The organism is Nocardiopsis baichengensis YIM 90130 (assembly GCF_000341205.1).
Taxonomy (GTDB): domain Bacteria; phylum Actinomycetota; class Actinomycetes; order Streptosporangiales; family Streptosporangiaceae; genus Nocardiopsis_A; species Nocardiopsis_A halophila.
In genome coordinates this window covers 20,974-43,097 of the sequence record NZ_ANAS01000012.1, presented here as the reverse complement: position 1 = coordinate 43,097, position 22,124 = coordinate 20,974, and the positions used below count along the sequence as shown (strand labels likewise).

The 22,124-nt window shown below is 71.3% G+C and carries 22 protein-coding genes; 11 read left to right on the top strand and 11 right to left on the bottom strand.

Translation table 11 applies throughout. The features are described 5' to 3' along the window. Nucleotides 1–113: 113 nt before the first annotated feature. From C892_RS0111190 to C892_RS0111175, 4 genes are all read right to left on the bottom strand, one after another. Nucleotides 114–383 (bottom strand): metal-sensitive transcriptional regulator, encoded by a 270-nt coding sequence (locus C892_RS0111190; RefSeq protein WP_017557256.1) that lies wholly within the window; start codon nt 381–383, stop codon nt 114–116. A gap of 109 nt (nt 384–492) precedes the next feature. Further along, on the bottom strand, nt 493–696 hold the full coding sequence (locus C892_RS0111185) for a response regulator transcription factor (protein ID WP_017557255.1): 204 nt from the start codon (nt 694–696) through the stop codon (nt 493–495). A gap of 322 nt (nt 697–1,018) precedes the next feature. Continuing rightward, complete coding sequence (locus tag C892_RS0111180; RefSeq protein WP_017557254.1) at nt 1,019–1,993, bottom strand: alpha/beta hydrolase; 975 nt, start codon at nt 1,991–1,993, stop codon at nt 1,019–1,021. A gap of 217 nt (nt 1,994–2,210) precedes the next feature. Then, nucleotides 2,211–2,771 carry a quercetin 2,3-dioxygenase gene (locus C892_RS0111175; RefSeq protein WP_017557253.1) on the bottom strand — a complete coding sequence of 187 codons (561 nt, stop codon included), beginning with the start codon at nt 2,769–2,771 and terminating at the stop codon, nt 2,211–2,213. Between C892_RS0111175 and C892_RS0111170 the strand changes: the two genes are divergently transcribed. The 3 genes from C892_RS0111170 to C892_RS0111160 all read left to right on the top strand — a co-directional run bounded on the left by C892_RS0111170 (nt 2,686) and on the right by C892_RS0111160 (nt 5,880). Then, entirely contained in the window at nt 2,686–4,005 is a 1,320-nt protein-coding gene (locus tag C892_RS0111170; RefSeq protein ID WP_338040841.1) for an AraC family transcriptional regulator, read from the top strand. The genes C892_RS0111175 and C892_RS0111170 overlap by 86 nt on opposite strands. Nucleotides 4,006–4,200: 195 nt before the next feature. Further along, nucleotides 4,201–5,094 (top strand): NAD(P)-dependent oxidoreductase, encoded by an 894-nt coding sequence (locus C892_RS0111165; RefSeq protein WP_017557251.1) that lies wholly within the window; start codon nt 4,201–4,203, stop codon nt 5,092–5,094. Nucleotides 5,095–5,301: 207 nt separating this feature from the next. After that, nucleotides 5,302–5,880: a dihydrofolate reductase family protein gene (locus C892_RS0111160; RefSeq protein WP_017557250.1), complete on the top strand. Its 579-nt coding sequence runs from the start codon at nt 5,302–5,304 to the stop codon at nt 5,878–5,880. A gap of 175 nt (nt 5,881–6,055) precedes the next feature. On the opposite strand, the gene C892_RS0111155 is transcribed toward C892_RS0111160, so the two are convergent. Continuing rightward, complete coding sequence (locus C892_RS0111155; protein ID WP_017557249.1) at nt 6,056–6,649, bottom strand: TetR/AcrR family transcriptional regulator; 594 nt, start codon at nt 6,647–6,649, stop codon at nt 6,056–6,058. A gap of 104 nt (nt 6,650–6,753) precedes the next feature. Here C892_RS0111155 and C892_RS0111150 point away from each other — a divergent pair, with 104 nt between their 5' ends. Beyond that, complete coding sequence (locus tag C892_RS0111150) at nt 6,754–7,188, top strand: VOC family protein (RefSeq protein ID WP_017537023.1); 435 nt, start codon at nt 6,754–6,756, stop codon at nt 7,186–7,188. A gap of 34 nt (nt 7,189–7,222) precedes the next feature. Here the strand turns inward: C892_RS0111150 and C892_RS0111145 are convergent, their stop codons facing one another. Together C892_RS0111145 and C892_RS28770 are read right to left on the bottom strand one after the other, a co-directional pair. Further along, nucleotides 7,223–7,687 carry a hypothetical protein gene (locus C892_RS0111145; RefSeq protein ID WP_017557248.1) on the bottom strand — a complete coding sequence of 155 codons (465 nt, stop codon included), beginning with the start codon at nt 7,685–7,687 and terminating at the stop codon, nt 7,223–7,225. A gap of 399 nt (nt 7,688–8,086) precedes the next feature. Beyond that, complete coding sequence (locus C892_RS28770; RefSeq protein WP_239647349.1) at nt 8,087–8,683, bottom strand: hypothetical protein; 597 nt, start codon at nt 8,681–8,683, stop codon at nt 8,087–8,089. Between the two features lie 194 nt (nt 8,684–8,877). Here C892_RS28770 and C892_RS0111135 point away from each other — a divergent pair, with 194 nt between their 5' ends. Together C892_RS0111135 and C892_RS0111130 are read left to right on the top strand one after the other, a co-directional pair. After that, on the top strand, nt 8,878–9,720 hold the full coding sequence (locus C892_RS0111135; RefSeq protein ID WP_017557247.1) for a helix-turn-helix domain-containing protein: 843 nt from the start codon (nt 8,878–8,880) through the stop codon (nt 9,718–9,720). 13 nt (nt 9,721–9,733) lie between these two features. Next, nucleotides 9,734–9,925, top strand: a complete 192-nt coding sequence (locus C892_RS0111130; protein WP_017557246.1) for a DUF397 domain-containing protein — start codon at nt 9,734–9,736, stop codon at nt 9,923–9,925. Between the two features lie 72 nt (nt 9,926–9,997). On the opposite strand, the gene hrpA is transcribed toward C892_RS0111130, so the two are convergent. Then, the gene (gene hrpA / locus C892_RS0111125; protein WP_017557245.1) at nt 9,998–13,966 is read right to left on the bottom strand and encodes an ATP-dependent RNA helicase HrpA; all 3,969 of its coding nucleotides are present in this window, start codon (nt 13,964–13,966) and stop codon (nt 9,998–10,000) included. Between the two features lie 714 nt (nt 13,967–14,680). Between hrpA and C892_RS0111120 the strand changes: the two genes are divergently transcribed. Continuing rightward, nucleotides 14,681–16,288, top strand: coding sequence for a BCCT family transporter (locus C892_RS0111120; protein ID WP_026124297.1), 1,608 nt, complete (start codon nt 14,681–14,683; stop codon nt 16,286–16,288). Between the two features lie 130 nt (nt 16,289–16,418). Here C892_RS0111120 and dhaM read toward each other — a convergent pair whose 3' ends face one another. Then, nucleotides 16,419–16,817 (bottom strand): dihydroxyacetone kinase phosphoryl donor subunit DhaM, encoded by a 399-nt coding sequence (gene dhaM, locus C892_RS0111115; RefSeq protein ID WP_017557243.1) that lies wholly within the window; start codon nt 16,815–16,817, stop codon nt 16,419–16,421. An 81-nt stretch (nt 16,818–16,898) separates the two neighbouring features. On the opposite strand from dhaM, the gene dhaK reads away from it, so the two are divergent. Together dhaK and dhaL are read left to right on the top strand one after the other, a co-directional pair. After that, a complete protein-coding gene (dhaK, locus tag C892_RS0111110) occupies nt 16,899–17,897 on the top strand; it encodes a dihydroxyacetone kinase subunit DhaK (RefSeq protein WP_017557242.1) in 999 nt (332 codons plus the stop codon). Between the two features lie 34 nt (nt 17,898–17,931). Further along, nucleotides 17,932–18,555, top strand: coding sequence for a dihydroxyacetone kinase subunit DhaL (dhaL, locus tag C892_RS0111105; RefSeq protein WP_017537035.1), 624 nt, complete (start codon nt 17,932–17,934; stop codon nt 18,553–18,555). A 34-nt stretch (nt 18,556–18,589) separates the two neighbouring features. On the opposite strand, the gene C892_RS0111100 is transcribed toward dhaL, so the two are convergent. Beyond that, nucleotides 18,590–19,489 carry an arylamine N-acetyltransferase family protein gene (locus C892_RS0111100; protein ID WP_017557241.1) on the bottom strand — a complete coding sequence of 300 codons (900 nt, stop codon included), beginning with the start codon at nt 19,487–19,489 and terminating at the stop codon, nt 18,590–18,592. A gap of 115 nt (nt 19,490–19,604) precedes the next feature. Here C892_RS0111100 and C892_RS0111095 point away from each other — a divergent pair, with 115 nt between their 5' ends. Further along, nucleotides 19,605–20,081 carry a MarR family winged helix-turn-helix transcriptional regulator gene (locus tag C892_RS0111095; RefSeq protein ID WP_239647348.1) on the top strand — a complete coding sequence of 159 codons (477 nt, stop codon included), beginning with the start codon at nt 19,605–19,607 and terminating at the stop codon, nt 20,079–20,081. Nucleotides 20,082–20,116: 35 nt separating this feature from the next. Here C892_RS0111095 and C892_RS0111090 read toward each other — a convergent pair whose 3' ends face one another. Further along, nucleotides 20,117–21,298: a DUF418 domain-containing protein gene (locus tag C892_RS0111090; protein ID WP_017557239.1), complete on the bottom strand. Its 1,182-nt coding sequence runs from the start codon at nt 21,296–21,298 to the stop codon at nt 20,117–20,119. A gap of 114 nt (nt 21,299–21,412) precedes the next feature. On the opposite strand from C892_RS0111090, the gene C892_RS0111085 reads away from it, so the two are divergent. Then, entirely contained in the window at nt 21,413–22,057 is a 645-nt protein-coding gene (locus C892_RS0111085) for a TetR/AcrR family transcriptional regulator (protein ID WP_040685378.1), read from the top strand. Nucleotides 22,058–22,124 lie beyond the last annotated feature (67 nt).

Sequence of the window (22,124 nt, the reverse complement as noted above, 5' to 3'; positions counted from 1 at the left end):
CCGGGGCCCGGCGACTACTTTCAGTTAAAACGCATTCCTTTTAGTCACACACCCCGGGGGGTATGGACCGGGCAAAAAGAGACGGCGCGCGAACGCGCCGCGCCCGCCGCCCGTCAGGCGAGGGCGAGGAACAGCTTCTCCAGCTCCTCCTCGGTCATCGGCGGCTCCTCGCCGTCCTCTCGGGCCTGCCGGCAGTGCCGCATGCCGCTGGCGACGATCTTGAACCCGGCGCGGTCCAGCGCCCGGGAGACGGCGGCCAGCTGGGTCAGCGCCGCCTTGCAGTCGGCGCCGTCCTCCATCATCGAGATCACGCCTGCGAGCTGCCCCTGGGCCCGCCTCAGCCGGGTGAGCGCGTCGCCCACCAGCTCCGGGGACATCTCCATCCGTCCACCGCCTTTCGTCCGCCTGCCGTCACCGTCAAGGTACCCCATACCCCTACCCGTATGAAAGCGGCGGCCGGGAGACCCCGCCCACGTGGAAGCCGGGACAGGGTCAACGGGGATTGGCCGACGACGCGAGGCCCACCTCGTAGGCGCGGATGACGATCTGCACCCGGTCCCGCAGCCCCAGCTTGCGCAGGATCCGGCCGACGTAGGTCTTCACGGTCGCCTCGGACAGCACGAAGTGCCCGGCGATCTCGCCGTTGGTCTTGCCGTCCGCGATCGCCGCCATGATCTCGGCCTCGCGCGGGGTCACTTCCCCGAGCCCCGGGGCCGACCGCGCCGTCGGCGCCGTCGGCGGTGTCGGCGCCGTCGGCGGTGTCGGCGGAGGCGGCGCCGTCGGCGGTGTCGGCGGAGGCGGCGCCGTCGGCGGTGTCGGCGGAGGCGGTGGTGTCAGAGAAGTCGACGCGAAAATGGGTCCGCCGGCCCTCGCCGCGGGGACCCGCCCCGCCCATGCCTGTGACACGATCCAACCGGACGAGCAGGGGCCGGGGCATCCGACCGTGGTCGACATTCGAGGACCTCGTGTGCGGGACAGTGCCCTCGTGCGGGCAACGGCCGGGGAGCCGACCTCCTTTTCAGGCGGGGGTGCCGAGGCGGTCGTGGAAGAAGTCCACGGTGGTGGTGAAGCAGGAGAGCACGTCCCCCTCCGGCAGGGCCCGCCACTGGTGGTCGCCGCCCGGGACCGTTCGGAGATCGGCCTGGGCCCCGGCCGCGTGGAGGGCTTCGGCGAGGCGGACGGACTGGTGCAGGGCGACGGTGCGGTCCTCGTCGCCGTGCATCAGCAGGAACGGGGGCGCCCCCGGGGCGACTCTGCCGACGGGGCTGTAGGCCAGGGCGTGCTCCGGGTCCTCGGCGGGAGGGACACCCAAGAGACGCGCCTCGGAGCTGTCCGGGTCGCGGGGGTCGAAGCCCTCCTTCGGGTGGTCGGTGCCGAAGTTGGTGAGGTCGGAGGGGGCGTACCAGGCCGCGCACCCCCGGACGGTGACACTCCCGGAAACGGCACCGGTCTCCGTGCCCGCCGCCGGTGCCGCCGGCTCAGTGGGCGCCGTTGGCGCTGTCAGGGCCGTCAGGGCGGCGAGGTGGCCCCCGGCCGACTCGCCCCACATCACCGTGCGGCCGGGGTCGACGCCGATCTCGGCGGCGCGGTCTCCCAGCCAGGCGAGGGCGTCGGTGAGGTCTTCGAGCTGCGCGGGCGCCGTCGCCTCCGCGCTCAACCGGTAGTCCGGGCACGCCACCGCGATCCCCTGCCGGGCGATCCGGGCGAAGGGGCCGGGCCGCCACGCCCGGAAGCGCGGGCCCAGGTCATCACGCCTGCCGATGCGCCACCCTCCCCCGTGGACGAAGACGACCACGGGTACCGGCGCGCCGCGGTCACGCGGCAGCCAGAGGTCCATGGACAGGGGACGCGACCCCGGGCGCTGGGCGTAGAAGGCGCCTCGGATGAGCTCCACGCCGGGGTCGGGGAAGGCGGCCGGGGGCAGCGGGAGAGTGCCCGGGTCGTCCGGGGCCGGGAGGCGGGTCGAGTGCGTCGGGGGTGTTGCCGGGCTCATTGATGTGTCCTCCGCTCAGCGGTCGGCGCCTGGCTCAGCGGGCGCCACGTGTTCTCGGTGGTCGGGGGTGTGCAGGACCGGCTTGGGACGAGGTGTCCGGCGGAGCCGGGACCGGTGGTGCGGGCGAACGCCCTCATGGCTCATCCCTCAATGACCCATCAGAGAGGGCGTCGACCGGTACGCCCGCCGGAGGGGCCTGGACGAACGGCACGACGGCTCAGCTCCCCGTTCGCCACTGATGGCCCGGTAGGAAGCCGACGTCGAAGCGCTCTGGCACACCTGCGAACGTATGTGCCTCGGGAACGACCGGCTCGGTCGGCATGACGAGCTCGTCGGTGGGCTCGCCGAGGTTCTCGAAGAAGCGCTCGAACGTGCCACCCGGCCCGGCGGCCACGCCCACGATGCGGCTGTGGTGGCGTTCGATGCGGTAGGCGTGCGGGTAGTCCTTGGGCACGAATCCGAAGTCGCCCGGAGTGAGCACCTTCTCGTGCTGCCGTCCGTTCAGGTCCTCTACGAAGAGCCGCACCGCCCCCTCGACGACGTAGAACACCTCGTAGGTCTCGGGATGGGAGTGGGCCGGAATGGTGTCGCCCTTGGGGCCTTCGACGGTGAAGAAGTTGAAGGTGTTCTCGGTCTGCTCGCCTCCGGCGTAGACGGTGATCAGGTCGGCGAACAGGTGCGCCCGGTCCCCCATGCCCTTCTCGATGAAGTACGGGACACCGGGGTCGGGCGGGATGTGGGAGCGGGAACGGTACGGGGTGGCGAATTCGATGGTCACACGGCCCTCCAAGGGGACAGGGCTTCAGGGGCAGGGATCGTGCGGCGGGCAGGCCATGACGGGCTGGGAGCCGCGTCCGGCCTCGGACGACCACGACGTCGCCGACAGGCCTGCGCGGGCTTGCTCGTACGCGGTGGAACGGGGTGCCGTCCGACCGTCGCCTTTCGGACAGGAGACGAGGGAGCGGTGTCCCCGGACTCCCCCAACGCCAAGGAGGCATGGCGGGCGGAGGCCCCTAAACTCAGGTCACAGAATGAAGAGAAACGGACAGGATTCGCCGCGCGGGGCTCACGCGGTGATCCCGCCGGTCCCCTACCGCCCGGCACCGGGGGTGCCTCCCGGGGTGGAGGTGGTCGGTCTCCCCCACATGGCGGAGCGCGCCGGAGGCGACGGTGCAGCCGGTCTGCACCGGCCTCGCCGACCGGCTTTCCATGAGCTCCTGGTGGTCCGGTCGGGGCGCCTGCACTGCTCGGTGGACTTCCGCGACTGCGACGCGGGGCCCGGCACCTGGCTGTGGGTGCGCCCCGGCCAGGTGGTGCGGTTCCACGCGCCCACGGAGCAGGCGCAGGGGACGGTGGTGCTGTTCCCGACGGGGTTCGTGAACACCCGGGGCGCCGTGGCCGCCGGGAACCGGAACCCGGTCTGCCGCCCGGTCACCCCCGCCGGCACCGACCGTTCGCAGCTGGAGTGCCTGCTGGAGGCGCTGGAGCAGGAGTACCGGCGCCTGGGCGACCTCCCGCTCGACGACCACATCGAGGTCATGCGCCACCTGACGTCGGCGCTGATGGTCCGCTTGGCGCACCTGGAGGAGGAGACGCCGCACTCGCCCACAGCCCGGAGCGAGGCCTTCCTCCGGTTCCGCGATGCGGTCGAGGAAGGGTTCGCGCACACGCACCGGGTCGAGGACTACGCACGCCGACTGGGCTACAGCCTGCGCACGTTGACGAGGGCGACGCGGGAGGCCGCCGGGGTGGGCGCGAAGAGGTTCCTGGACGACCGGGTGCTGCTGGAGGCCAAGCGCATGCTGGTGCACACCACCGCGCCGTCCGCCGAGATCGGTGCGCTCCTGGGGTTCCCCGAGGCCACCGCCTTCAGCGCGTTCTTCCGCCGGCACACCGGCCTGTCCCCGAGCGCCTTCCGCCGCGAGACGACGGGGGCGGAGGAAGGGACGTCCGGGGCACCGCGGCCCCGGGGGACGACCGGTCCGGCGTGCGGGGCGGACGGCGTCGCCTGACCTCTGCCCCGCTGCTGCGCTGTGCGCGCGCTCGGCTCCGGGACGCCTTCTTGACTTCACGTTAACTGGAACTTCTAGGTTCGGATCCGCAGGGCGGCCGGACGCGCCGAGCCCCCTCCGGCCCTGCCCCCGCGGCAGGGGGCGGACGCGGAAGGCCGTCTTGCCCGACCACCCTGACGCGACCAGGAGGCCCCCATGGCCACGACGCCCTCCGACGACTCCGCCACCCCGATCACCGTGCTGGGGCTCGGTGCGATGGGCTCGGCCATCGCCCGGACCTTCCTCGACCGCGGGCACCCGGTGACGGTCTGGAACCGCACCGCCGCGAAGGCCGTCCCTCTGGCCGAGGCCGGCGCCGCGACGGCCGCCACCGCGGCCGAGGCCGCCGCGGCCAGTCCGCTCGTGGTGGCCTGCCTCCTCGACCACGAGGCGGCCGAGGAGGTGCTGGCCGACGTGGGCGGGGCGGCTGCGGGAAAGGTGCTGGTGAACCTCACCAGCGGCTCGCCCGCCCAGGCCCGCGAGGCTGCGCGTTGGGCGGGCGAGCACGGCGCCGAGTACATCGACGGCGGCATCATGGCCGACCCGCCGGACCTGGGGACACCCCACGCGCACTTCTCCTTCAGCGGCTCCCGGGCGGCGTTCGACGCCCACGAGGCGACGCTGCGCGAGCTGGGCACCGGCACCTACTACGGCGCCGACGCCGGCCTGGCCTCGGTGGAGTTCATGGCGCAGGTGGCGACGGCCTACGAGCTGCTGATCGGTTTCCTGCACACCCTTCGGCTGGTCCGGGCGGAGGGCGCCGACCCCGCCGAGTTCGCCGACCGGGTCGCGGATTCGGTGGCCGACGACTACCCGGCACTGCTGAGGGGCATCGGCAAGGCCGTGCGCGACGGCGCATTCCCTCCGGACATGGGACCGCTGTCGGTCCAGGCCGCCCTGATGGACGACCTGATCGACCACCGGCGCTCCCTCGGCGTCGACACGACCCGGATGCGGGAGGTCAAGCACCTCATGGACCGGCGGATCGCCGACGGCCACGGAGATGAGGGCTTCTCCGGGCTGTTCCCCGTGCTCGGCGACGGTTCGTGACACCCCCGTCTCAGAGGGCGGGCCACGGCACCACCGGACCCGCCCCTGCGGGCCCCGCCCGCCCTGAAGGTGACGGAGGCGGCTTGGACAAAGGAGGGGCGCATACGGGCCTCCGTGCGGACTCCAAGGAGCCGGCAGCGATGATTCCCGCCGCGGATCCAGGTCTGACCCGTCGAGAGCCGGTCGACCACAGCCAAGGAGGGCACCATGGCCGCTACCTACACCTTCGACGTCTTCACCAGCCTCGACGGCTTCGGCGGCGCAGGCGGAGACTGGACCGGTTACTGGGGCAAGCAGGGGCCCGAACTGCTCGACCACCGGCTCGCCTTGTACAGCGGGGAGCAGCGGATGGTCTTCGGGGCCAACACGTATCGGTTGTTCACGCAGATGGTGGCCGAGAGCACCGAGGAGTCCGAGGTGTACGACCCGTGGGTCACCCGGATGCGGAACCTGCCGGCGACGGTCGTCTCGACCACGTTGGAAGGGCCGCTCGACTGGCCGGACGCGACCGTCATGAGCGGCGACGCCGTCGACGTCGTCGCGCGGCTCAAGGAGGAGTCCGAGGTCCCCCTGCGCTCGCACGGCAGCCTGTCGATGAACCGGGCGCTGATGGCCGCCGGCCTGGTCGACCGCGTCCAGGTGACGGTCTTCCCGGTGATCACCGGGAAGACCGGGGTGGACCCGGTCTTCCAGGGCGCGGCCGACTTCGACCTGGAGTTGCTCGACCACCGGACGCTCGACGGCCGCACACAGGAACTCGTCTACCGGCCTGCGCTTCACGCCTGAGCACGGCCCCTGTTCGGGCCTCCTAATGCCGGAGGAACGGGCGCTGGTCCGGTGCCGGACCGGTCCCGACCCGGCACCGGCCGGAGTGGGCACCCGAGCAGGGTCGAGCCGACAGAACCCGGAGGAGTCGCCTGGTGCCCGGACGACCACCGAGTCCGGGCGGCTGTCCGGGCACCTATTCCTTCCGGGTCCGCAGTCCCACCAGCAAGCGGTCGAGCGCGCGCTCCGTCTGCTCCAGGGCGTCCGGGTCCTCCGAGCGGGCCAGCCATAGGGCCGCCTCGTTCATCGCCCCGGAGAGGAGCCGGGCGAGCGGTTCCACGGGCTGCTCGGGGATGGTGCCGGCCGCCACGAGGTCGGTGAGCGCCTCGGCCAGGTGCCGGGCCGACGAGTCCTCGTCCATGGCCCGCCATTCGTCCCAGCCGAGCACGGCCGGGGCGTCGGTGAGGACGATGCGGCGCACCGTCGGGTCGCTCCCCGCGGCGAGGAAGGCCCGGCATCCGGCCCGCAGTCGCTCCCAGGGGTCGTCCTGCCGGTCGGCGGCCTCGGCGACCCGCTCCCCGAGTTCGCGCTGCACGTCGGCGACCACCGCGCGGAAGAGCCCCGCCTTGCTGGTGAAGTGGTGGTAGGCCGCCCCCTTCGTGACGCCCACCGCCTGGGCGACCTCGGCCAGCACCACGGCCTGGTACCCCTCCTCGGCGAACCTCCGACGCCCTTCCGCCAACAGCGCCCCGCGCGTCGCCGCCCGCTGCTCGGCCCGCATGCCGGCCATCTCCGCCCCACTCCCCTCTTTCACATACCTCGGGTATGCTAGCGTTCCATTTCACATACCCCGGGTATGTGAATCCATTCTCCACGGACGAGGGGACCGAGCGCATGCAGAGCGAGCTCAAAGGCTTCTACCCGGTGATCGCCAGCCGCGACGTGGCCGAGGCGCGCCGCTTCTACACCCGGCTCTTCGGTTTCGCGGTCACCTTCGAGGCCGACTGGTACGTCAGCCTCCACCGCCCGGACGCCCCGCACTACGAACTCGCCCTCCTCGACCACGCCCACCCGACCCTGCCCGAGGGGCACCGGGCGCCGGTCCAGGGCGGTCTGCTGCTCAATTTCGAGGTCGACGACGTGGACGCCGAGCACCGCAGGCTGGTCGGCGAGGAGGGCCTGACCGAACTGCTCCCCCTGCGCACGGAGGAGTTCGGGCAGCGCCACTTCATCGTGGCCGCGCCGGACGGCGTCATGATCGACGTCATCACCGTCGTCCCGGCGAACGAGGAGTTCGCCGAGCAGTACGCCCCCGGCCACGCCCCCTGAAGAGGCGGGGCCCTCGGATTCCCGGTTCGGCGATTCAGAGGTACGGGGCGAGGCCCGTGAACACGAGGTTCATCTTCGGGTCGTTCCCGTCCCGCTCCCGGAGGTCAAGCTCGTAGAAGAAGCGGTCGCGGATCTGTTCGACCGTGCAGGAGTCACCCCAGCTGGTCGCCTGTCCGGCGGGCACGGTGACGGACGTCGGTTCAGATTCGGAGGCGGCGTCATTCCAGGGCAGCAGGACACGGGGGCCGCAGTTCGAATACGCCTCCAGGTGCAGCTCCCCACCGGTCTTGTTGATGAACTCCACGCTCCATGACACCTCTACGCCGTCCGGGGCCGGGGACGAAGAGATGCTGAGGAGCTGAACGTACCCGAAACCGTCATCGTCGTGGCTCTCGTCCGCGGGGACGACGGGTCTGAGCACGAGCACCGTCACGGCCGCCAGGGCGACGAGTGCGGCAATTCCCGTAAGTGCCTTGGCGGCGGTCGATCGACGGCGCATGGTTCCTTTCGGAGTGGGGGCTGCTCCGGCGCTCAGGATAAGGGCGGTCACCGCATGCTGCGGGGCCCTCCTTTGGGGAGGGCCCCGCTCTGGGCTGTGGCGGGTGGGGTCTGCAGGTGTCTGTCGGGGTCGGGCGGGGGCACGGGCTCGCTCGGCGCATGAGGGTCCGGGCGATGCGGGCCGCGCAGGCCAGGTGCTGGATGTAGTCGTGCTGGACGTCGCGGTCCGGCGCGCTGCGGTCGAGCACGCTCTCGGTGGTCGGGGAGAGCGTGAGGGTGATCCGGTCGCCGTTCTCCTCGATGCGGATCTGGTCCGGGCTGAGCCTCGACAGGGTGCGGTGCCCCTCGGAACCGCTCTCCGGGTCGGGGTCGGGGTCGGGGGTGTCGGGCGGCTGCGCGGTCACCGGGCCCCTCCCGGGCGGGCGGCGGGGCCGGCGGGCAGGGCGGGGGCCGGGGCGAGCAGGTCGCCGGGCGGGCGGGGCCTGCCGGTGGGCAGGGCCGGGACCGCGGGAGCGGCACCAGTCACGGCGGTTGCGCGGTCGGGCGCGGCCTTGGGGCCTATGGCGGGCGGGCGCAAGTAGCTGCGGGCGTGGCCGGGCGGGGTGAACTCGCTCAGGGCGAAGTCCAGGGCCTCGATGTCGGTGGCGGCCAGGGTGGTGTCCTCTTCGGCACGGTGGTGGGCCTGGTAGGGGGCGCGGTCGGCGGGCTCGTAGGTCAGGCGCCACAGGGCGCGGTGGCGCACGGCGGCCTCGCAGAATCGGGCGTAGTCGGGCACCGCGAGCGGGGCGGTGTAGGGGCGCGGGCGCGCGTGCCGGGGCCGGTGCACCGGCGACAGCGGGGTCGGCACACGCGGGGGCGGGGTGTAGCGCCGGGCCTGGGCGACGGCCGCTTCCAGACGCGCGACCTGGCAGGGCCGCGAGGGGCGCAGGGCCCGCACGGGTGCGGTGCACACCAGAGCGACCAGCGCGAACAGCGATGAGAAGAGCTGGACAGGCATGAGTCACCTCAACAAGTAGGCCGCATCGGTCGGCGGCTCATGCAGTAACTCTGCCATGACGGATCCTAGAAGTCTAGGATTTCAATGCTAGATACTGTCTCGCCAACTGTAGATTGCTAAATGTCCGTTTTCTCGCCCCGGGAGTTACCATCGGCACCACGAACAAGCAGACCAGGAGCAGAAGGAGGGCGCGCGTGGCGGCGAGTCCGACCATCAGGCGGCGCCAGCTCTCTGCCATCCTCCGGCGCATGCGCAAGGACGCCGGCCTCAGCCTCGACGAGACCGCGAAGCGGCTGGAGTGGTCGAGAGCCAAGCTGGGACATATCGAGACCGGCGAACGCAAGAAGCCGAGCGTCGTCGAGATCAAGGCGCTCATGCACGAGTACGGCGTAGGCGCGGACACCCCAGAGTTCGAGGCCGTCCTCAACCTTGTGCGCCAAGCCCAGCAAAAGGGTTGGTGGACGCGGTACGACGACATCCTGACCGGCTCATACGTGGAGCTCGAATCCGAGGCGAACAGCATCGCCAACTACGAGTCGTTCGGCGTCCCCGGCCTCCTCCAGACCCCCGGCTACGCTCGAATCGTCCAGCGGGCCCGGCTCTGGCGCAATTCAGACGACATACAGCGCGCCGTCGACGCGCGGATGCAGCGACAGCAGCTCCTGGGCCGGAAAGACCCTCCGGACCTGTGGGCCGTCATCGAAGAGCATGCGCTCCAGCGCCTCCAAGGTGCACCGGATGTCCTGCGGGAGCAGGTGGAGCACCTGATCGACCTCGCTGACAACTACGACCACGTCACCATTCAGGTGGTACCGACGAGCGCAGGAGTCCACGCCGGGGCGACCGGGCCCTTCGTGCTGTTGGAATTCGCAGAGCCTGCCACGCCCATCGTCTACCTGGAGACGTACACGGACGGGATCTACCTTGAACGCCCGGAAGAGGTCCAGGTCTACCGCAAGCTTTGGGATCACGTCCGCACGTCTGCTCTGGACGAGGAGCGAACGATTCCCTACCTCAAGAGAATGCTGACCCAGTAGAGAGACCACCGAGATGTACCCGACCACCGACGGGGCGCGTTGGCGCACGTCGAGCTATACCCAGCAGCAGAACTGCGTCGAGGTCGCCGACCTCCCTCAAGCCAGCGCGGTCCGCGACAGCAAGCATCGTGAGCGTGGCCATCTGATGTTCACCGTCGCCGAGTGGCGCGCCTTCCTCCTCGGCATCAAGCAGGACCGCCTCTGACACGACCGCGGCCCCCGGCATCGCCGGGGGCCGTATCTCGGTGTCCTCCACCGGTGCCCTACGCCAGCGCGCTCACTCCGCGCTCTTGACCGCCTCTACGGCCTTCTGGATGCGCTTCTCCGAGACCGGGTAGGCCGTCCCCAGCTGCTGCGCGAACAGGCTCACCCGGAACTCCTCCAGCATCCACCGCAGCTCGCGCACGTCCGGGTCCTCTTCTCGCCCCTCGGGAAGGACCGCGACGCCCTTCTCCACGGCCTGGCGCATCTGCTCGGCCTTGGCCATGTTCACCTGGTCGCGCCTCGGGTTCTCCGGCAGCTTCTCCAGCCGGTACTCGATCCCCTTGAGGTACTTCACCAGCTGCGGCAGGCGCGCGCGCCCCGCCTCGGTCACGAAGCCCGGCCTGATCAGCCCCGCCAGCTGCCCCTGCGCGTCGTTCAGCGACGGCAGCACCGCCATGCTGGTCGAGCCCTTCATCTTCTTCTGCAGCCGGTGCGACGCCGCCAGCACCTGGGCCGTGCCCCGAACGACCTCGTCCAGCACGTCCCCCAGCTCGGCCCGCACGAACTCGCGCAGGTCCTTGAACGCGTCCGGGTCCCACACGCCGATCCAGCGCTCCCCGGCCGGCGTGTGCCTCGCCCCCCACTGGGCCATCAGCGCGTCCACCGACGCCTGCATGCAGTCGTCCAGCAGCTTGTCGACGCCCCCGTGCGGGTTGTGCCCCAGCGCCAGCTTCTGCTGGTTGTCCAGCCCCCGCCGGATCACCGCCGCCGGGGAGGGCACGTTAAGGAGGACCAGCCTCCGAAGTCCCTTCCACATGGCGGCCCGCTGCTCGGCCCGGGTGTCGAAGATCTTCACGCCGGCGGTCTCGCCCTCGTCCACCAGTGCCGGGTACCCCTTGACCACCGGCCCGGCCGACTTGCGTTCGAACACCTGCTGGAGCGGCCCGAAGTCCCACTCCTTGAGCCCCGATCGCTCGATCCCCTTGGCCTCCGCCGAGATCGCCTTCTGCAGCTTGGGCTTCAGCTTCCCCCGCAGCGCCGACAGGTCCTTGCCCTCGGCGAGCTTGCGCCCGGACTTGTCCACCGCGCGGTACGTGATGCGCAGGTGGTCCGGCACCTTCTCCAGGTCGAAGTCCTCCGGGGAGATGCGTTCCCCGCTCATCCGCCCCAGCTCGTGCGCCAGCAGCTCCACCAGCGGCGTCTCGTCGCTCCTGGGCAGCCGCCCCATCACCTGCTCGGCGTGGTCGGGCACCGGGACGAAGTTGCGCCGCAGGGGCTTGGGCAGCGACCGGATCAGCGCCGTCACCAGGTCCCGGCGCAGCCCCGGGATCTGGCGGTCGAAGCCCTCGTCCCCGACCTGGTTCAGCACCTCCAGCGGGATGTGCACCGTGACGCCGTCGGCGTCGCTCCCCGGCTCGAACTGGTAGCTCAGCGGGAACGCGAACGACCCGTGCGTCCAGGTGTCGGGGTAGTCCTCCTCGCTGACCTCGTCCGCGCCGTCGTTGATGAGCATCGACTTCTCGAAGTCGAGCAGGTTCGGGTCCGTGCGGCGGGCCTTCTTCCACCAGGTGTCGAAGTGGGCCGCCGACACCGCCTCCGCGCCCACGCGCTCGTCGTAGAAGGCGAACAGCGCCTCATCGTCGACGAGGATGTCGCGCCGGCGCGCGCGGTGCTCCAGGTCCTCGACCTCTTCGAGGAGCTTCCGGTTGGAGTGGAAGAACTTGTGGTTGGTGTCCCAGTCGCCCTCCACCAGTGCATGGCGGATGAACAGCTCCCGCGACACCTCCGGGTCGACCTTGGCGTACCCGGTCTTGCGCTCGGCGACGAGCGGCACCCCGTACAGGGTCACCCGCTCGTAGGCCATGACGGCGCCGCGCTTCTTCTCCCAGTGCGGCTCGCTGTAGGTGCGCTTGACGATGTGCCCGGCCAGCTCCTCGGCCCACTCGGGCTCGATGCGCGCGCACATGCGACCCCACAGGCGCGAGGTCTCCACCAGCTCGGCCGCCATGACGTACCGCGGCTGCTTCTTGAACAGCGAGGAGCCGGGAAAGATCCCGAAGCGCGCTCCGCGTCCGCCCAGGTACTCCTTCTTCTCCGGGTCCCTGAGGCCGACGTGGGACAGCAGCCCGGACAGCAGGGAGACGTGCACCTGCTGCGGGTCGGGGTCGGCCGAGTTGAGCGTGACCCCCATTCCCTTGACGACCTGCTTGAGCTGGCTGTAGATGTCCTGCCACTCGCGCACGCGCAGGTAGTTCAGGAACTCGCTGCGGCACAGTTTGCGGAACTGGTTGCCCGACAGCGCGCGCTGCTGCTCACGCAGGTACTTCCACAGGTTCAGGAAGGCGAGGAAGTCCGATTCCTTGTCGCTGAAGCGCGCGTGCTTCTCCTGGGCCGCCTGCTGGTGCTCGACGGGCCGCTCGCGCGGGTCCTGGATGGACAGCGCTGCGGCGATGATCATCACCTCGCGCACGCACCCGCGCCGCTCGGCCTCCAGCACCATGCGCCCCAGGCGCGGGTCGACCGGCAGCTGCGAGAGCCTGCGCCCCAGCTCGGTCAGGCGCCTGCGCTGGTCCTCGGCCTGGGGATCGAGCGCCCCCAGCTCCTGGAGCAGGTGCACGCCGTCCTTGACCTGGCGGTGGTCGGGCCCCTCGACGAAGGGGAACGCCGCGATGTCGCCCAGCCCCAGCGCCTCCATCTGGAGGATGACCGAGGCCAGGTTGGTGCGCAGGATCTCCGGGTCGGTGAACTCCGGGCGGGACAGGAAGTCCTCTTCGGAGTAGAGCCGGATGCAGACGCCCTCGGCGACACGGCCGCAGCGGCCCTTGCGCTGGTTGGCCGAGGCCTGGGAGACGGGCTCGATGGGCAGCCGCTGCACCTTGGTGCGGTGGCTGTACCGGGAGATGCGGGCGGTTCCCGGGTCGATGACGTAGCGGATGCCCGGGACCGTCAGCGACGTCTCGGCCACGTTGGTCGCCAGGACGATGCGCCGCCCGCGGTGGCCCTGGAAGACCCGGTGCTGCTCGGCCGCCGACAAGCGCGCGAAGAGCGGGAGGACCTCGGTCTCAGGGAGCCTCTGCTTCTCCAGGGCGTCGGCCGTGTCCCGGATCTCCCGCTCGCCTGAGAGGAAGACGAGGATGTCGCCCGGCCCCTCGCGGCGCAGTTCGTCCACGGCGTCGCAGATGGCCTGGACCTGGTCGCGCTCGTCGCTCTCGCCCGGGGCGTCCTCGTCCTCGACCGGCCGGTAGCGCACCTCCACGGGGTAGGTGCGCCCGGACACCTCCACGATGGGGGCGTCGCCGAAGTGCCGGGAGAACCGCTCCGGGTCGATGGTGGCCGAGGTGATGACCACCTTCAGCTCCGGGCGCTTGGGCAGCAGGCGTTTGAGGTAGCCCAGCAGGAAGTCGATGTTGAGGCTGCGCTCGTGCGCCTCGTCGATGATGATCGTGTCGTAGGCGCGCAGCATGCGGTCCTGCTGGATCTCGGCCAGCAGGATGCCGTCGGTCATCACCTTGACGAGGGTGTCGTCGGAGGAGTGGTCGGTGAAGCGGACCTTGTAGCCGACCGCCTTGCCGATGTCGGTGCCGACCTCCTCGGCGATCCGCTCGGCCACGGTGCGCGCGGCGATCCGGCGCGGCTGGGTGTGGCCGATGGTGCCGTGCACGCCGCGGCCCAGTTCCATGCAGATCTTGGGCAGCTGGGTGGTCTTGCCCGAGCCGGTCTCACCGGCGACGATCACCACCTGGTTGTCCCGGATCGCCTCGGCGATGTCGTCCTTCTTGCGGCTGACCGGCAGCTCTTCGGGGTAGCTCGGCTCGGGCAGGGCGGAGCGGCGCTGCTCGACGCGCAGTTCGGCCAGGTCGATGTCGTCGGCGATCTTGCCGGCCACGGTCTCGCGCTTGCGGCGGTCGCGGATCTTCTGCAGGCCGTCGATGCGGCGGCGCAGCCGGTGGCGGTCGGCGAAGGTAAGGCCGGTGAGCCGGCCGCGGAGGGAGGTGCGCTCCGGGTCCGTGGACGTCGGCGTGTCCGAGGGCGAGGTCAACATATCGGACTCAAGGATAGAAGGCTGCGGCAAAGACTTTTCGCGGCCGGGGGCGTTCGGCCGAGGCGGACGGGCCGCTCAAGGCCGCTCAGGGGCGCCCCGTGCCCCGCGGGCACGGGCCCGGCAGTACGGATGAGCGGTCGGACCGGCCGGTGCGGCTCGGCCCCGCCCGCGGCCGATGGGGCCGTGTCCGGTCGGGCCGCGTCGAGCACGGCCGAAAGGGGGAACACCGATGCGGTCCCGGGCATTCCCCTCCGACGCCCCAGGCCCGCTCCTGTTGTTGATCTCGGGGAAGTCGGCCTCACCAGGGCACTCATAAGGCCGACTTCCCCGAGATCAACGGGAGGAGCGCTAAGGGGGTGAGGGAGTGCCTTCGAGGGCGCGATCGCGCTCCCAGCGCGTCCTCCGCGCAGTGCGCACGGCGTACCGCTTCAACTCCTCCTCCGGGACTTCCCTCTACCGGCTCTTTACGGTACCGGGGAAGCGCGAATGCGCTTTTCCCCGGATCATGGGACGCCTGACGTTCCCGGATAGGCGCCGGCTAAAACTCGGGATAGAACCGGCCACCCCGGCATGTCCGAATTCGCGCGCAACCCCGGCGGCGTGTACAGTCCCCGAACCGCCCGTACGGTATCGCCGCGGCGCCCCGCAAGGGGCGTTCGGCAGTCAGGGCCCACAGGGGCGGAATACGGGTGCAGGCTTTTTTAGGGGCGATGCATGCTGGACAGGTTGAGCGAACGGTTGGGTCTGCGGACCGACCCGGTCATCTTCTGGAGCTCGGCGGCGCTCGCCGCCGTTTTCGTGATCGGCACGATCGCCTTCACCGGGACGGTGGACGCCCTGTTCGGCGCCGCGTCCGACTGGGTCCTCACCCACCTCGGGTGGCTCTACATCTTCGGCGTCACCGCCTTCCTCGTGTTCCTCATCGTCGTCGCGGTCAGCCGCTACGGGCGCCTGAAGCTGGGCGGCCCCGACTCCGAACCGGAGTACAGCAACTGGACCTGGTTCGCGATGCTCTTCGCGGCGGGGATCGGCACCATCCTGATGTTCTGGGGCGTGGCCGAGCCGATCAGCCACTTCGCCAACCCGCCGCGCGGGGACGTGCCCCCCGAGTCCGTCCAGGCCGCCCAGGAGGCCATGGGCTTCACCCTGTACCACTTCGGCCTGCACACCTGGACGATCTTCACCCTGCCGGCGCTGGCCTTCGCCTACTTCGTCTACCGGCGCGGCCTGCCCTTCCGGGTCAGCTCGATCTTCCAGCCCTTCCTCGGCGACCGGATCTACGGGCCGATCGGCCGCATCATCGACGTCGTCGCCGTGCTGGGCACGCTCTTCGGCGTCGCCGTCTCCATCGGCCTGGGCACCATGCAGATCAACAGCGGCCTGAACACGCTGTTCGGCGTCCCCGAGGGGCGCCCGGCCCAGATCATCCTCATCACGGTCGTCACCGCCATCGCCGTCACGTCCGTGGCCATGGGCCTGGACAAGGGCGTCAAGCGGCTGTCCACGCTCAACATCGCGATGGCGATCGGGCTGCTGCTGTTCGTCTTCCTCTTCGGCTCGACGATCTTCCTCTCCCGCGGAATCATCGAGACGACCGGCACCTACCTGAGCTGGCTGGTGCCGCTGTCGTTCTGGAACGACACCTTCAACAACACCGGGTGGCAGAAGAGCTGGACCACCTTCTACTGGGCCTGGACCATCACCTGGTCGCCGTTCGTCGGCATCTTCATCGCCCGGATCTCCAAGGGCCGCAGCGTCCGCGAATTCATCATCGGCGTGCTGGGGCTGCCCACCGCGTTCAGCATCATCTGGTTCTCGGTGTTCGGCCTCTCGGCCATCGACATCCAGATGAACCAGGGCGGCGGGCTGGTGAACGAGGTCGTCGACCAGGGCGACATCCCCGGGGCGCTGTTCGCCTTCCTGCAGCACTTCCCGGCCACCGAGCTCGTCTCGGGCCTGGCGATCCTGGTCGTGGTCATCTTCTTCACCACCTCCTCGGACTCGGCGTCCCTGGTGGTGGACATGCTGTGCACCGGACGGGCGGACCAGTCGCCCACCCGGCAGCGGGTGTTCTGGGGCGTGACCGAGGGCGTGGTGGCCGCGACGCTCCTGGCGGCCACGGGCAAGGGCGGACTCGACGCGCTGCAGCAGGTCATCACCGTGGTCGGACTGCCGTTCTTCCTGATCGGGTTCCTGATGATGATCGCCCTGTGGCGCGCGATGCACTCCGACACCTCCGCCGGTGCGGGGCAGGTCGCCCAGCGCACCGCCGACATCGCGGCGCGCGGGCGCCGCATCCGGCGGCGGAACCGGAAACAGTAGGGACGGCAGAGCCGTGGACGGGCTGCGGGCCCGGCTCCGACCGATCTCGTCGATCTCGGGGAAGTCGGCCTTGTACCGGCCGGTACAAGGCCGACTTCCCCGAGATCGATGCGGGTTTCGCTCGGGCTTGCTAGTCCTGGATCTTGCGCGCGGTGTAGGCCTCGCGCGCGGCCGAGACGACCGCGTCCAGGCCCGCCCCCGTGGAGGCGAGCACCCCGGCGGCCACGGCCCCCTCGACGAACGGGGCGTCGACGACGGCGGCGTCGTCGCGCGGCTCGTCCTCCAGCACCAGGCGGGCGGTCATCACCGCACTGCCGATGTCGGGCAGGACCACCACGCCCGCCCCCTGGTCGACCTCGGAGACGGCCTCCATGATCCGTTCATAGGAGGTGCCGATACCCCCGTCGGGGTCGCCTCCCGCGGCGGCGACCGATTCCGGCCGCGCCCCGAGCTGCTCCAGCAGTTCCTTCACTCCCTCGGCCAGTCTCCCGCTGTGCGACACGAGGACGATGCCGACCTTTGCGCCCATGGAGGATTAGGGTACTGGACCGAGCGTCCGCGCTTCAGGATCGACACCGCCACCCCTCGGCGAACACAAGGGAGCCGCACCGTGAAGAAGTTCCTGAACACTCCGGAAAGCTACCTGTCCGACGCACTGGCCGGCCTGGCCGCGGCCCACCCCGAGCTGAGCGTCGACACCGAGAACGGTGTGGTCGCGCGGGCCTCGGGCCCCGTGGAGGGGAAGGTCGGACTGGTCTCCGGCGGCGGCTCCGGCCACGAGCCCCTGCACAGCGGCTTCGTCGGGGAGGGGATGCTGGACGCGGCCTGCCCGGGCGAGGTCTTCACCTCCCCGGTGCCCGACGGCTTCCTGGCCGGGGTCAAGGCCGCCGACTCCGGCCGGGGCACGGTGCTGGTCGTCAAGAACTACACCGGTGACGTGATGAACGCCCAGATGGCCGCCGAGCTGGCCGACGACGAGGGGCTGCGGGTGGAGCAGGTCCTGGTCAACGACGACGTGGCGGTGGAGGACTCCACGTTCACCGCGGGGCGGCGCGGCACGGGGGCCACGGTGTTCGTGGAGAAGATCGCCGGTGCGGCCGCGGCGCGCGGGGACGGGATCGAGGAGGTCGCCGAGATCGGCCGCCGTGTGAACGCGGCGTCGCGCTCCTTCGCCGTGGCGCTGACGGCCTGCACGGTCCCCACTGCCGGGCGCCCCGGGTTCGACCTCCCGGAAGGGGAGATCGAGGTCGGTGTGGGCATCCACGGCGAGCCCGGGCGGCGCAGGGAGAAGCTGCGCAGCGCGCGCGAGATCGTCGGGGACATGGTCGAGGCGATCCTGCAGGACCGGCCCCTGGAGTCGGGCGACGAGACCATCGTGATGGTCAACGGCATGGGCGGCACCCCCCTCAGCGAGCTGTACCTGGTCTACGGGGAGCTGGCCCGGGTGTTCGCCGACAAGGGGATCACCATCGCCCGCAACCTCGTCGGCGACTACGTCACCAGTCTCGACATGGAGGGCTGCTCGATCACGGTGTGCCGGGTCGAGGAGGGCTTCCTGCCGCTGTGGGACGCGGCGGTGAACACCCCCGCCCTGCGCTGGGGCGTGTGAGCGGGGACGAGGAGGAGCGAGGAGCGTGCACGCCATGGACACCGCACTGGCCAAGGCATGGGTTGAGGCGGCGGCCGACGCCGTCTCGGCCGGGGCCGAGGAGCTGAGCAGGCTCGACGCCGCCATCGGCGACGGCGACCACGGCACCAACATGGACCGGGGGCTGACCGCGGCCCGCCGGGCCGTGGCCGACCTGGAGGCCGACGGCCCGGGACCGGTGCTGGTCAAGACCGGGATGACGATGATCTCGCGGGTCGGCGGGGCGTCGGGGCCGCTGTACGGGACGCTGCTGCGCACCGCGGGCAAGCGCCTGGAGGGCGGTGAGGCCGGGCTCGCCGACCTCGCCGCCGCCCTGCGGGCGGGCCTGGAGGCGGTGCAGAAGATGGGTGCGGCCAAGCCGGGCGACAAGACCCTGGTGGACGCGCTCTCCCCCGCGGTCGAGGCGCTGGAGAAGGCGGCCGGCCAGGGGGCGCCGCTGAGCGAGGCGGCGGAGGCGGCGGCCGGGGCCGCCGAGCAGGGGGCACGGGCGACGGTCCCGCTCCAGGCCCGCAAGGGCCGGGCCTCCTACCTCGGGGAGCGCAGCATCGGCCATGAGGACCCGGGGGCGGCCAGCTCCGCCCTGCTCATGCGGGCCCTGGCCGACGCCTGCCGGGCCTGAGGAACGGCGCCACAGGCGGTGCGCCGGCGCGGGCCTAGGGCGAGCCCTGGGCCAGGCGCACCGCCGCGTCCCCGACGGCATGTGCGTCGTCGGTATCGAGCCGGACGCCGAACACGTCCCTGAGGGCCTCGGGGACCTCGTCCCGGCTGAGTTCGCGGGCCTCCCCGGTGCCGTCGGGGTACTCCGCCGAGAGCTCGGTGTTCATGAGGCGGTGCCGCACCTTCCCGACCGCCCGCAGGGCGAACAGGCGCGCCTTGAAGGGCGAGCGCGGGTGGGTGCACAGGTAGTGGTTGAAGATCTCGTAGTCGTTCCGGTAGGCGGGCTGGTCGGTGAAGGAGTAGAGGTCGGTCCAGCCGTCTCCGGTACGGGAGCTCAGGACCCGGGTGCCGTTCTCCTGGGAGTGCTCCCCAGGGCTCTCCTCGGCGTCGATCCGGTATGTCCACTCCCCCTGCACGGATTCGCTGCCCGCAGCCCGCGGCATGGGTTCGCGCAGTCCCCCTCCGCCGAAACCGACGTCGGCGATCAGTCGCTCCCCCTGGACGTCCAGGCCGAGGAGCATGTGGGTGGCCGGGGTGAAGCGCCCTCCCACCCGGATGCGCCCGAGATGGCCGGTCGCCCGGATGCCGATGCGCTCCAGGGCCGCGGCGAGTAGGAGGTTGTGCTCGTAGCAGTAGCCCCCGCGGGAGCGGCGGACCAGCTTCTCCTGGATGTCGGCCAGGTCCAGGGAGACGGTGCGGCCGAGGAGGACGTCGGTGTTGGCGAAGGGCAGCGCGGCGGCGTGCGCCCGGTGCAGGGCGGCGGCCGAGGCCGCGTCGGGGCCCAGGGGCCCGGAGATTCCCAGGGCGTCCAGGTAGGCGTCGAGGTCGAGCGCGGAGGAGTCCCAGCCGCGCGCGGCGTCGTCGGCGAAGGGGTCGGGGCGGGTGCGCGGCGGCATGGCGGCTCCTATCATTAGCCGGGCAACGATCCACGAGAACATTAGCCAGCTAACGAATTGTCGGCAAGGGTGCGGGAGGCGCACGGGCGCCCGGAGCGAGGAGCGGCAAGGGACGATGTCTATGCAGGAATGGCTGCGCCCTTGGGAGGACGACTTCGTCCCCTCCTTCTGGAGCGCCAAGAACGCGATGCTCCAGGCGGCCGGGACGGCCTTCGAGCGCCACGGCGTGCGGGAGGGCCAGCAGTTCGTGCTCATGTGCCTCTGGCAGGAGGACGGCCTCTCCCCCGGCGAGATCGCCCGGCGGCTGGGACTGTCCACCCCGACGGTCACCCGCACGACCGGACGCCTGGAGGCCTCGGGGCTCATCGAACGGCACCCGCACCCGAGCGACGCGCGCTTGGTGAGCGTCCGGCTCACCGAGAAAGGACGCTCCCTGCGCGAGGCCCTCAACGGCGAGATGAACGCCCTGGCCGACCGCGCCCTGCGCGGGTTCGACGAGGAGGAGCGGCACGCCTTCACACGCATGCTCGACGCGATGACGGCCAACCTCCGCGAGGCCCGCACAGAGGACCCCCGGAGCGGCGAGGGGTGACCCGCCCGGAGGGGGCGGGCCACCGGGGGCGCGTCTCAGGCCGGGGTCGCGACCTTCTCCCGTTCTGGGCGCCCGTAGGTCATGCGGCGCAGGAACCACTCGGCCGGCCCCTGCTTGTCGCCGGCACGCCGCATCAGGTCGGCCAGGATCACCGTGGCCAGCCACACCGCCGCACCGATGCCGACCGCCTCGGCGTCGCCCAGGTCGGCGGCGAGGTCGAGCGTGTAGGCGGGCATGAGCACCAGCCAGGCCACCGACTGGAGGAGGTAGCAGGTCATCGACCGCTTGCCGGTTGCGGCGAGCGCGGAGACGACCGGGCCGCGCCGGTCCCCCAGGCGCAGCGCGATCAGGGCGATGAGCGCCGCGTACCCGAAGCCGCCGGCGTAGCCCACCAGCATGTGCAGCCAGAACACCGCGGTGGCCGCGGGGGCGGAGGGCTGCCACACCTCGATGTTGGCGAGCATGTGCGGCACGCCGCCGAGCACGGCCGCCGGGATGCCGATCGCGGCCAGGCGCACCAGGAGGGCGCGGTTGCGGCCGGGCTCGTCGAGCAGGCGGCGCCGGGCGGCCCAGACCCCGGCCATGAAAGGGAAGACCGAGATGACGATCAGCAGCGGCAGGAAGAACGGCAGCATGAACACGCGGGCGGCCAGGTCCTCCAGCGGGGAGGTGACCTGCGCGGCCTCGGCCCCCGCGCTCATCATCGCGGTGTTGACGGCCGAGTAGGCGAGCGTGCCCGCCGAACCCCAGGCCAGGGCATGGGCGAGCAGGCGGCGGTCGGTCCAGCGCATCACCCCGGCGAACGCCAGGGCGATCAGGCCATAGACGGCGATGATGTCGCCGAAGAAGATCAGGACGGCGTGGGCCAGGCCGATGGCGACCAGCCAGCGCCCCCGGCGGCGCAGCAGCCGGCGCACCCAGGGCCATTCGCGCCCCTCGGCGGTACGGCGGCGGTGGATCTGCGCCAGGCCGTACCCGAAGAGCGCGGCGAACATCGGATAGCCGCGGTTCTCCGCGAACAGCGCGATGACCGCGGTGGCGGCGGTGTCCAGGGGGCCGTCCAGGGAGTAGCCGGCGCCGCCGCCGATCGCGATGCGGAACATGTGGACGTGCACGGTGGCGATGATGAGCAGCATGAACCCGCGCGCGAGGTCGGGCGCGAGGGAACGCCGGGCGGCCGGGGCCGCTCCGGGCGGCGGGGAGGATGGTGTGGACATGAGGGGTCCCCCGTCACAGGCTATTAGATACGTAGCCGTATCTAACACGACCCCAATAAGCTACGCAAGCGTTTTCTAAGTGGAACGGCACGGTCGAACCGGGTGGAGTACGGGATGGACGAGGAACCGCAGGCGGAACACGCGGCCGGGGAGGGCGCCCGCCCCAAGGGCACGCGCAGGCGCGGGGAGGAACTGGTCCGCGCGATCCACGACGCCGCCGTCGAAGAGGCGGCGCAGCGGGGGTTCGACGGGGCGACCATGGAGGGCATCGCCCGCCGCGCGGGGACCGCGAAGACCTCGCTCTACCGCCGCTGGGACACGCCCGAGGACATCATCCTCGAGGCGCTGCGCGCCACCTACCCGGTGGAGGAGCCGGCGCCGGGCGCGGACGACCTGCGCGGCGACCTGGTCGCGGCCCTGCGGCTGATGCGCGACTCCTTCCTCGGCCGCCCCCTGTACGCACAGGCCATGTCCACGACGCTGGAGGCCTCATGGCGCCGCCCCGACCTCCACAAGCGCCTGTACCGCGAGGTGTTCGACCCTCGCGGGGGCCGGTTCACCAAGACGGCGCTGCTGCACTACGCGGACCGGGGGATCATCCCCCGCGAGCGTGTGACCCCCGTGGTGGTCGACCTGGGCGAGGCGCTGCTCTTCAAGTACATGATCGACTCGATGCGCCCCCCGAGCGACGAGTACCTGGAACAGATCGTGGACCAGGCGATCCTCCCGGCCGTAGGGATCGCCCCCGGGACCCCCTGAGGACCGCGGGCGTCCGCCGCGCTGCCTTGACACGAAGGCGCCGCCCCTCGCCGTCCAGGAGGAGAGG

Bases quoted from the DNA above. Each gene is read 5' to 3' on its own strand.
- C892_RS0111160 (WP_017557250.1), top strand. From the start codon at position 5,302: ATGGCCGCTACCTACACCTTCGACGTCTTCACCAGCCTCGACGGCTTC.
- C892_RS28770 (WP_239647349.1), bottom strand. From the start codon at position 8,683: ATGCCTGTCCAGCTCTTCTCATCGCTGTTCGCGCTGGTCGCTCTGGTG.
- C892_RS0111190 (WP_017557256.1), bottom strand. From the start codon at position 383: ATGGAGATGTCCCCGGAGCTGGTGGGCGACGCGCTCACCCGGCTGAGG.
- C892_RS0111090 (WP_017557239.1), bottom strand. From the start codon at position 21,298: ATGTCCACACCATCCTCCCCGCCGCCCGGAGCGGCCCCGGCCGCCCGG.
- C892_RS0111095 (WP_239647348.1), top strand. From the start codon at position 19,605: ATGTCTATGCAGGAATGGCTGCGCCCTTGGGAGGACGACTTCGTCCCC.
- C892_RS0111180 (WP_017557254.1), bottom strand. From the start codon at position 1,993: ATGAGCCCGGCAACACCCCCGACGCACTCGACCCGCCTCCCGGCCCCG.
- C892_RS0111100 (WP_017557241.1), bottom strand. From the start codon at position 19,489: ATGCCGCCGCGCACCCGCCCCGACCCCTTCGCCGACGACGCCGCGCGC.
- C892_RS0111165 (WP_017557251.1), top strand. From the start codon at position 4,201: ATGGCCACGACGCCCTCCGACGACTCCGCCACCCCGATCACCGTGCTG.
- C892_RS0111150 (WP_017537023.1), top strand. From the start codon at position 6,754: ATGCAGAGCGAGCTCAAAGGCTTCTACCCGGTGATCGCCAGCCGCGAC.
- dhaM (WP_017557243.1), bottom strand. From the start codon at position 16,817: ATGGGCGCAAAGGTCGGCATCGTCCTCGTGTCGCACAGCGGGAGACTG.
- hrpA (WP_017557245.1), bottom strand. From the start codon at position 13,966: ATGTTGACCTCGCCCTCGGACACGCCGACGTCCACGGACCCGGAGCGC.
- C892_RS0111085 (WP_040685378.1), top strand. From the start codon at position 21,413: ATGGACGAGGAACCGCAGGCGGAACACGCGGCCGGGGAGGGCGCCCGC.
- C892_RS0111170 (WP_338040841.1), top strand. From the start codon at position 2,686: ATGCCCTTCTCGATGAAGTACGGGACACCGGGGTCGGGCGGGATGTGG.
- C892_RS0111120 (WP_026124297.1), top strand. From the start codon at position 14,681: ATGCTGGACAGGTTGAGCGAACGGTTGGGTCTGCGGACCGACCCGGTC.
- dhaL (WP_017537035.1), top strand. From the start codon at position 17,932: ATGGACACCGCACTGGCCAAGGCATGGGTTGAGGCGGCGGCCGACGCC.
- C892_RS0111130 (WP_017557246.1), top strand. From the start codon at position 9,734: ATGTACCCGACCACCGACGGGGCGCGTTGGCGCACGTCGAGCTATACC.
- C892_RS0111155 (WP_017557249.1), bottom strand. From the start codon at position 6,649: ATGGCCGGCATGCGGGCCGAGCAGCGGGCGGCGACGCGCGGGGCGCTG.
- C892_RS0111145 (WP_017557248.1), bottom strand. From the start codon at position 7,687: ATGCGCCGTCGATCGACCGCCGCCAAGGCACTTACGGGAATTGCCGCA.